Below are 8,569 nucleotides of genomic sequence, written 5' to 3'. Positions count from 1 at the left end.
CGGAAGACGAGCGGAACATCCAGGCCAACGTCCCGCGGACGCTCCGGCCGGACGACGACACCGAGATCTATCGCGCCGTCGAGGCCGCCAAGGGTGAACTCGGCATCTACATGCGCGCAGACGGCACCGACAAACCCGCCCGATTCAAGATCCGCTCGCCGTGCTTCTCGAACCTCCAGACGCTTCCCGAGATGGCCAACGGCGAGTACATCCCCGACGTGATCGCCGCGCTCGGGAGCCTCGACATCGTGCTCGGGGAGGTGGACCGCTGATGGGGACGGTACAGCTGTTCCCCGAGTTCGTCTCGGAGACGCTCGGACTGTCCGGCGTCCTCGGCGACGTGGTCGGTTCGCTCGTCGCGGCGGCGATCGTCGGCAACATCGTCCTCGCGTTCACCGGCGTCGCCGGGCCGTGGGCGAAACGGAAGATCACGGCCGCGTTCACCGATCGGATCGCCGTCAACCGGATCGGTCCGTTCGGACTGCTCATCATTCCGGCGGCGGCGGTCCAGCTGCTCGCGAAGGAGCTCATCGTCCCCGAGGGCGTCGACCGCCCGACGTGGGACCTCGCGCCGATCGTGTTGCCCGCGTCGGCGCTGCTCGGCTTCGCCGTGATCCCGATGGGTCGGCTCGGCCCGGTCAATCTCCAGATTGCCGACCCGGAGGTCGGGCTGGCGCTGGTGTTCGCGTTCGCCTCCATCGCGTCGATATCCCTCGTGATGGCCGGCTACGCGTCGAACAACAAGTACTCCATGCTGGGCGGACTGCGGGCGGTGGCACAGAACCTCGCCTACGAGATCCCGCTCATCGTGACCGCGATGTCGGTCGTGATCTTCGCGGGGACGCTCCAGACCAGCGGCATCGTCGCCGCACAGACCGACGTCCTGTTCAGCATCGGCGGCTTCGACGTGCCGACGTGGTACGCCCTCGTGAACCCGTTCGCGTTCGTGCTGTTCCTCACGGCGAACATGGCGGAGATCGGTCGAAACCCGTTCGACATCCCGGAGGCGCCGACGGAGATCGTCGCGGGATATCAGACGGAGTACTCCTCCGCGTACTTCGTGTTGTTCTACCTGGGGGAGTTCGTCCACGTCTTCCTCGGCGGGGCGATCCTCGCCGTGACGTTCCTCGGCGGGGCGTCCGGCCCCGGACCGGAGAGCATCGGCTTCCTCTGGTTCGTGGTGAAGATCTGGGGCTTCTTCCTGTTCACACAGTGGGCGCGCTCGGCGCTGCCGCGCGTCCGTATCGACCAATTGATCGAGATCGGCTGGAAGGGAATGCTGGTGTTGTCGTTCGCGAACCTGGTGCTCACGGCCGTAATCGTGGGGGTGATCGCCTGATATGATCGGACTCATGAAATCGATGGCGACGACGATGAAACACGCGCTGGACGGGTCGACGTTCACGGTGGAATACCCGGAGGACGCGCCCGACGTGAGCCCGCGGTTCCGCGGGGTTCACAAGTTCAGCCAGGAGCGGTGTATCTGGTGTCGGCAGTGTGAGAACGTCTGTCCGAACGACACGATCCAGATCGTTCAGGACGACCAGCGAAACGGCGAGCAGTACAACCTCCACATCGGGCAGTGTATCTACTGTCGGCTGTGCGAGGAGGTCTGTCCCGTCGACGCCATCCTGTTGACACAGAACTTCGAGTTCACCGCGGACTCGAAGGACGAGTTCGTCTACAACAAGGAACAGCTCAAGAACGTCCCGTGGTACAAGGGAATCGACCCGCTGGAATCCCGGAACCCCGATCGCGGCGCGTGGATCGGGGAGGGAGACGGCGAGGTCGACTACCAGTAACGGGCGTATCTCGAAATCTTCAAAGGGACACTGATTGGAGGGTTACACAATGGTTTACGACACCATCGCGTTCGCGCTGTTCGCCGCGGTCACGCTGGCGTTCAGCCTGGGGGTCGTCTTGGCGCGCGACGTGTTTCACGCCGCGTTGCTTCTGGGCGGTGCCCTGACGAGCGTCGCGGTGCACTACGTGATGTTACAGGCGGAGTTCATCGCCGCCATGCAGATCCTCGTCTACGTGGGCGGGGTTCTGATACTCGTCACGTTCGCCGTGATGCTCACGCGATCGGATAGAACGGACGACGTGGAGGTGAGTAGCGGATGACTGACGACTCCGGCGGAAACCGGATCCTGCCCGCGATCACGGTCGGCGTGCTGTTCGCGGTCATGGCCGTGACGTTCCTGTCGGCGAGCTTCGAGGAGGCGGCCGGCTTCCCGGAGGGCGAGTCGATCGTCCACAACGTGGGGTACGCCCTGTTCAACCTGGGCGAGGCGGCGACGATCCCCGCGGAGGGCTTCCTCGCTGCCTTCCTGATCGTCGCGGTCGCGCTCGACGTCGCCGTCGACGGGGCGATCTACCTCGCGCGCCGCGAGGACGGCGGCTCCGTGAGCGCGGCGATCGGCGAGGCGCTCACCGACGGCGGACGCGACGGGGGTGAGCGGTGATGGCCGCGGTGGCAGCGTCCATCCCGCCGCAGTGGTACCTCCTCCTGGCGGCCGGGGTCTTCTGTATCGGCCTGTTCGGGATCCTCACCCGGAGCGACGCGCTGTACTTCCTCATGAGCGTCGAGCTCATGATGAACGCGGCGAACATCAACTTCGTCGCGTTCTCGCTGTACTACGGCGACCTCACCGGCCAGGTGTTCGCGCTGTTCGTGATCGCGTTGGCGGCCGCGGAGGTCGCGATCGGGATCGGGATAATCCTCGTGTTGTACCGCAACTTCGGAGACATCGACGTGACCGTTCCGACGGAGATGAGGTGGTAAGATGGTGGACGCATTCGCCTACGTTCCGGCCGTCGTGTTGTTACCGTTCTTCTCGTTCCTGGTCGCGCTCGGGGCGGGGAAGTACCTCCCGAAGGGCGGCGCCTTCGGCGGGATCGCGGCGACGGCGGGCTCGTTCCTGCTGTCGCTCTGGATCGCGACGGCCGTCGCCGGCGGCCGCGCCTACGACGAGACGCTGTACACGTGGGCGGCCGGCGACCAGTTCGAGCTCACGTTCGGCGCGCTGATCGACCCGCTGTCGGCGCTCATGCTCGTCATCGTGACGCTCGTCGCGCTCTTAGTCCACGTCTTCTCGCTCGGCTACATGAACGACGAGGGCGAGACGGGGCTCCCGCGCTACTACGCCGGTCTCGGGCTCTTCACCGCCTCGATGCTCGGGTTCGTCGTCGCCGACAACCTGCTCATGGCGTTCATGTTCTTCGAGCTGGTCGGGCTCTGTTCGTACCTGCTCATCGGGTTCCACTTCCGCGAGCCCGGGCCGCCGTCGGCGGCGAAGAAGGCCTTCCTCGTCACCCGCTTCGGCGACTACTTCTTCCTGGTCGGCGTCGTCGCCGTGTTCGCGACGTTCGGAACGGCCGCGTTCGCGGGCGAGGGGTCGTTCCCCGCGCTCGCCGAGGCGGCGCTCGCGGGCGACCAAGCGGTCTGGACGCCCGGCGGACTCGACGTCATGACGTGGTTCACGGTCGTCGGCCTGCTCGTCTTGGGTGGCGTCGTCGGGAAGTCCGCGCAGTTCCCGCTTCACACCTGGCTGCCCGACGCGATGGAGGGTCCGACACCCGTCTCCGCGCTCATTCACGCGGCGACGATGGTCGCGGCTGGCGTCTACCTCGTCGCGCGGATGTACGGCTTCTACGCGCTGACGCCGACGACGCTGGCAGTCATCGCCTTCATCGGCGGCTTCACCGCGCTGTTCGCGGCGACGATGGGCGTGGTGAAGGACGAGCTGAAGCAGGTGCTCGCGTACTCGACCATCTCGCAGTACGGATACATGATGCTCGCGCTCGGCGCGGGCGGGTACGTGGCCGCGGTCTTCCACCTGACGACCCACGCCTTCTTCAAGGCGCTCCTGTTCTTAGGTGCCGGGTCGGTCATCATCGCGATGCACCACAACGAGGACATGTGGGACATGGGCGGGCTGAAAGCGAGAATGCCCGTCACTTACTACACCTTCCTCGCCGGCTCGCTGGCGCTCGCGGGCATCTTCCCGTTCGCGGGCTTCTGGTCGAAGGACGAGATCCTCTACGAGGCGCTCGTCCACGGCCTGAACGAGCCGCTGCTTCTCGGCGGGTACGCCATGGGGCTTCTCGCGGTGCCGGTCACCGCGTTCTACACTTTCCGGATGGTGTTCCTGACCTTCCACGGCGAGCCGCGGACCGACCTGGCGGCCGACCCCGAACCGGTCCGCTGGAACGTGAAGGGACCGTTGACGGTGCTCGGATCGCTCGCGGTCGTCACCGGACTCATCAACATGGTGCCGGTCCAGAAGGTCCTCGGACTCGAGGGCATCGACTACCTCCACCGCTGGCTCGACAACGAGTGGGGCGGCATCGACGGACTCTCCTCACACCACTACGCGGATCTGGGTCCGTACAGCAGCGGATACATCGCCGGCGGGGAGGTCCCGACCGTGCTCGTCGGCGCGGCGGTCTCGCTCGGGCTGGCCCTCGCCGGCCTCGGCCTCGCGTGGCGGCTCTATAACGTCGCGTCGCCGACGGAACACACGGCGAAACTCGGCGGGATCAAGGACGTGTTGTACAACAACTACTACCTCGACGAACTCCAAGTCTGGATCGCGTATCGGACCGAAGACATCGCTGGCGGCGCGGACACCTTCGATCAGGGGATCATCGACGGCGTGGTCAACGGCGTCTCCTCGGTGAGTCTCGCCGGCGGGAGCCGCGTCCGCCGGATACAGACCGGACTCGTCTCCCAGTACGCCGCGATGCTCACGCTGGGGCTGATCGCGCTGCTCGTCCTGATCGGCGTCAACGGGGGGTGGTTCCTGTGATACTCGAGGCGCTCATCGGGTTCACGTTCCTCGCCGCGCTCCTCGTCCTGCTCGCGCCGAACGCGTGGGCGGGTCGGCTCGCGTTCGCGTTGAGCACGGTCCCGTTCGTCGGGAGCCTCTACCTCTGGTCGCGGTTCGACGCGGTCGGAAACGCGCTCACGGGCGGGACGATCGCCTTCGAGTCGCGGTACGAGTGGGTCGAGGTCGGCGGCCGGACGGTGTCGTGGTTCGTCGGGCTCGACGGGATCAGCCTGCCGCTCGTCGTGCTCACGACGTTCCTCGTTCCGCTCGCGATACTCAGCGCGTGGACGCCCGTCGACACCCGTCAGAGCCAGTTCTACGGACTGATGCTGTTCATGGAGGCGAACCTGCTGGGCGTGTTCACCGCGCTCGACTTCTTCCTCTGGTTCGTCTTCTGGGAGGCCGTCCTCGTCCCGATGTACTTCCTCATCGGGGTCTGGGGCGGCCCCCGTCGGAAGTACGCCGCGATCAAGTTCTTCGTGTACACGAACGCGGCGTCGCTGCTGATGTTCATCGGCTTCATGTCGCTGACGTTCGCGCTCGGCGACTCGATCGGGTCGCTGGCGCTTCCGGAGATCACCCAGGCGATCGCCGACGGCGGGCTCGAGACCTGGTTCGGGCTCTCGCCCGGCCGGATCGCGATGGTCGCGTTCCTCGCGACGTTCGCCGGGTTCGCCGTGAAGGTACCGATCGTCCCGTTCCACACGTGGCTTCCCGACGCCCACGTCGAGGCGCCGACGCCGGTGTCGGTGCTTCTGGCGGGCGTCCTCCTGAAGATGGGGACGTACGCGCTGCTCCGGTTCAACTTCACGATGCTGCCCGAGCAGGCGTCCGCGCTCGCGGTCCCGATCGCGGCGATCGCCGTGATCAGCGTCATCTACGGCGCGATGTTGGCGCTCGCACAGAAGGACCTCAAGCGCATCGTCGCGTACTCGTCCGTCTCGTCGATGGGCTACGTCATCCTCGGGCTCGTCGTGTTCACCGAGTACGGCGTCGGCGGCGCGACGTTCCAGATGGTCGCACACGGCCTCATCTCGGGGCTGATGTTCATGGCCGTCGGCGTCGTCTACAACGCGACCCACACCCGGATGGTCGGCGACATGGCCGGCATGGCCGACCGGATGCCCGTCACCGTGGGGATCCTCGTGGCCGGCGCGTTCGGCTACATGGGGCTTCCCCTGATGGCCGGCTTCGCCGGGGAGTTCTTCATCTTCGTCGGCGCGTTCGGCGCGCCGTCGCTCCCGTACGCGCCCGTCTTCACGGCGCTCGCGATGTTCGGTATCGTCATCGTCGCCGGCTACCTGCTGTCGGCGATGCAGAAGACGCTGTTCGGGCCGTTCCGGCTCGAGACCGACTACGAGATCGGTCGCGCTCCGTTCCACGACGTCGCGCCGCTCGCGGTGCTGCTCGCGGCGATCGTCGTGCTCGGGGTCGCACCGGACCTGTTCTTCGAGATGATCCGTGATGCCGCGATGCCCGTGGTCGAGGGGGTGAGCGTCGATGTCTAACGCGCTTCCGGCGTGGTCCGCGCTGTCGCCCGCGCTGCTGCTCGGGCTCACCGGGCTCGCGCTGCTGTTGGTCGACACGATCCGCCCGAACGAGCGGTCGAACACGTCGATGGCGCTCGTGAGCGCGCTCGGCGCGCTCGCGTCGCTTTCGGTCACCGTCTGGTTCGTGGTCGCCGGCACGGGTCACGCCGACACCGGCGGGGCGATCACGCTGCTCGAGGGCGCGGTGAAGGTGGACACGCTGGCGCTCTTCTTCACCGCGATCTTCGCGTCGGTGACGGCGCTCGTCGTCGTGGCCGCCCACGACTACTTCCACGACCACGCGAACCCCGCCGCGTTCTACTCGCTGACGCTTTTCGCCGCGACGGGGATGGCGCTTCTGGCGGTCGCGAACTCGCTCGCGGTCGTCTTCGTCGCCCTGGAGATGGTGTCGCTGCCGTCGTACGCGCTGGTGGCGTTCCTGAAGAAGGACCGCGGCAGCGTCGAGGCGGGGCTGAAGTACTTCCTCGTCGGCGCGCTGTCGTCGGCGGTGTTCCTGTTCGGGATCTCGTTGGTGTACGCGGCGACCGGATCGCTGATCTTCGGCGAGGTCGCGAGCGGGATCGAATCACTCGGCTCGCTCGCCGGCGTCGCCGGCATCGGGATCGTGATGATCGTCGGCGGCGTGGCGTTCAAGACGGCCTCCGTGCCGTTCCACTTCTGGGCGCCGGAGGCGTACGAGGGCGCGCCCGCGCCGGTGAGCGCGTTCCTCTCGTCGGCGTCGAAGGCGGCCGGGTTCGTCGTCGCCTTCCGCGTGTTCACCGAGGCGTTCCCGCTCGGGGCGTCGCTCGCGGCCGGCATCGACTGGGCGCTCGCGTTCGCCGTCGTCGCGGCGGTGACGATGACGCTCGGGAACTTCGCGGCGGCCGTTCAAGAGGAGGTCAAGCGGATGCTGGCGTACTCCTCGATCGGCCACGCGGGCTACGCGCTGATCGGGCTGGCGGCGCTCTCGTCGGGTAGTGCCGGCAACGAGGCCGTGATGGGCGCCGCGATGGCGCACCTGCTCGTCTACGGCTTCATGAACACCGGCGCGTTCCTCTTCGTCGCGCTGGCCGAGCGGTGGGGGATCGGTCGAACGTTCGAGGACTACGCGGGTCTCGCGCGGCGCGCCCCCGTGGCGTGTACGGCGATGGCCGTGTTCATGTTCTCGCTCGCCGGGCTCCCGCCGTTCGCCGGGTTCTTCTCGAAGTACTTCCTGTTCATGGGAGCCATCGAGAACGGGTTCCTCTGGCTCGCGGGGCTCGGCGCGGTCAACAGCGTGATCTCGCTGTACTACTACAGCCGGGTCGTGCGGGCGATGTTCCTCGACGACCCCGCGACGCCGAGCGCGCTGGACGCGATCGACGTGCGGCCGACCGCGCTGTACGCGGCGGTCGTCTTCGCGGCGGTCGCGACCGTGCTGCTCTTACCCGGCTTCGGGCCCGTCATCGAGGCGGCCGAGGCCGCGGCCGCGGCGCTGTTCTAGCGGTCGGCTCGTCTTCGGTTCTTTTGGCGCGTTTCGATCGACGGAGGATCCGCCCGGTACCCGCAGATACTAGCGCGTCCGACGCCTCCCTCCACGTATGAGTCGAAGTCGGCGGTACCGCTGTCTGAACTGTCTCGAACACGTCGTGACCCGGGAGTTCGACACGTCACACCTCTCGGTGACGTGCCCGAACTGTGGCTCCTTCGAGCGGTTCCTCAACGAGCGGGTGTTCGAGCGGTTTCAGGCGTTCGAGGAGTCGCCGCCGCCGGAGTTGGCGTGGGATCGACTGGACCGCACGGAGAAGCTCGTGGTGTGCGAGCGGCTCGTCCGCTCGACGAAGACGATCGACGACTTCGATATCGTCGAGGAGGGCTCGGCCTGATCGGGTAGCGTCGGCGTCGATCAGCGAACGGATGGCGTTGCCGATTCCACCGCGGAGAACACCGCCAACGTCCCAGCCGCTCTCCTATATGGAATCGGAGACGTGATCACGGAAAACAACACGTCCAAAGCCCCAGCCGCGAGGACTCCCGCGGCTCGCTGTGGTCCTCGTCGCTCACTTCGTTCGCTCCTGCGGTCCTTGCGTCGCCGGGGTTCGCCCTTCCGGGAGACTTCGTCTCCCGACTTCCCGCTCACTTCGTTCGCGGGAATCGCGACTGTCCCTTTGAATCCCACCCCGCACTACCGGAAGACGTTCCTGCTCGCTTCGCTGCGCGGGCTGCGAC

At 66.8% G+C, this 8,569-nt stretch carries 9 protein-coding genes and 1 pseudogene; all 10 read left to right on the top strand.

Going from position 1 to position 8,569, the window contains the following annotated elements; translation table 11 throughout:
• Positions 1-272 (top strand): annotated as a pseudogene (locus OKW78_RS08660) (NADH-quinone oxidoreductase subunit C); the annotation flags it as partial.
• Positions 272-1,339: a complex I subunit 1 family protein gene (locus OKW78_RS08655; protein WP_281194792.1), complete on the top strand. Its 1,068-nt coding sequence runs from the start codon at positions 272-274 to the stop codon at positions 1,337-1,339. The pseudogene OKW78_RS08660 and the gene OKW78_RS08655, both read left to right, overlap by 1 nt.
• A 1-nt stretch (position 1,340) precedes the next feature.
• Positions 1,341-1,802: an NADH-quinone oxidoreductase subunit I gene (locus tag OKW78_RS08650; protein WP_066414169.1), complete on the top strand. Its 462-nt coding sequence runs from the start codon at positions 1,341-1,343 to the stop codon at positions 1,800-1,802.
• A gap of 49 nt (positions 1,803-1,851) precedes the next feature.
• Positions 1,852-2,124: an NADH-quinone oxidoreductase subunit J gene (locus tag OKW78_RS08645; RefSeq protein WP_122105269.1), complete on the top strand. Its 273-nt coding sequence runs from the start codon at positions 1,852-1,854 to the stop codon at positions 2,122-2,124.
• Entirely contained in the window at positions 2,121-2,465 is a 345-nt protein-coding gene (locus tag OKW78_RS08640; RefSeq protein WP_281194791.1) for a hypothetical protein, read from the top strand. Before OKW78_RS08645 ends, OKW78_RS08640 begins: the two co-directional genes overlap by 4 nt.
• A complete protein-coding gene (nuoK, locus tag OKW78_RS08635; protein ID WP_122105267.1) occupies positions 2,465-2,785 on the top strand; it encodes an NADH-quinone oxidoreductase subunit NuoK in 321 nt (106 codons plus the stop codon). Before OKW78_RS08640 ends, nuoK begins: the two co-directional genes overlap by 1 nt.
• 1 nt (position 2,786) lies before the next feature.
• On the top strand, positions 2,787-4,811 hold the full coding sequence (nuoL, locus tag OKW78_RS08630; RefSeq protein ID WP_281194790.1) for an NADH-quinone oxidoreductase subunit L: 2,025 nt from the start codon (positions 2,787-2,789) through the stop codon (positions 4,809-4,811).
• Complete coding sequence (locus OKW78_RS08625; protein ID WP_281194789.1) at positions 4,808-6,340, top strand: NuoM family protein; 1,533 nt, start codon at positions 4,808-4,810, stop codon at positions 6,338-6,340. Before nuoL ends, OKW78_RS08625 begins: the two co-directional genes overlap by 4 nt.
• A complete protein-coding gene (locus tag OKW78_RS08620; protein ID WP_281194788.1) occupies positions 6,333-7,844 on the top strand; it encodes an NADH-quinone oxidoreductase subunit N in 1,512 nt (503 codons plus the stop codon). Before OKW78_RS08625 ends, OKW78_RS08620 begins: the two co-directional genes overlap by 8 nt.
• A 97-nt stretch (positions 7,845-7,941) precedes the next feature.
• On the top strand, positions 7,942-8,226 hold the full coding sequence (locus OKW78_RS08615; RefSeq protein ID WP_281194787.1) for a hypothetical protein: 285 nt from the start codon (positions 7,942-7,944) through the stop codon (positions 8,224-8,226).
• Positions 8,227-8,569 lie beyond the last annotated feature (343 nt).

The sequence above is a fragment of the Halorubrum sp. F4 genome, from assembly GCF_027257195.1.
In the GTDB taxonomy this organism is placed as follows: Archaea; Halobacteriota; Halobacteria; order Halobacteriales; family Haloferacaceae; genus Halorubrum.
The sequence above is the reverse complement of the archived record's forward strand: the minus strand, read 5'-3'. Positions and strand labels throughout refer to the sequence as shown.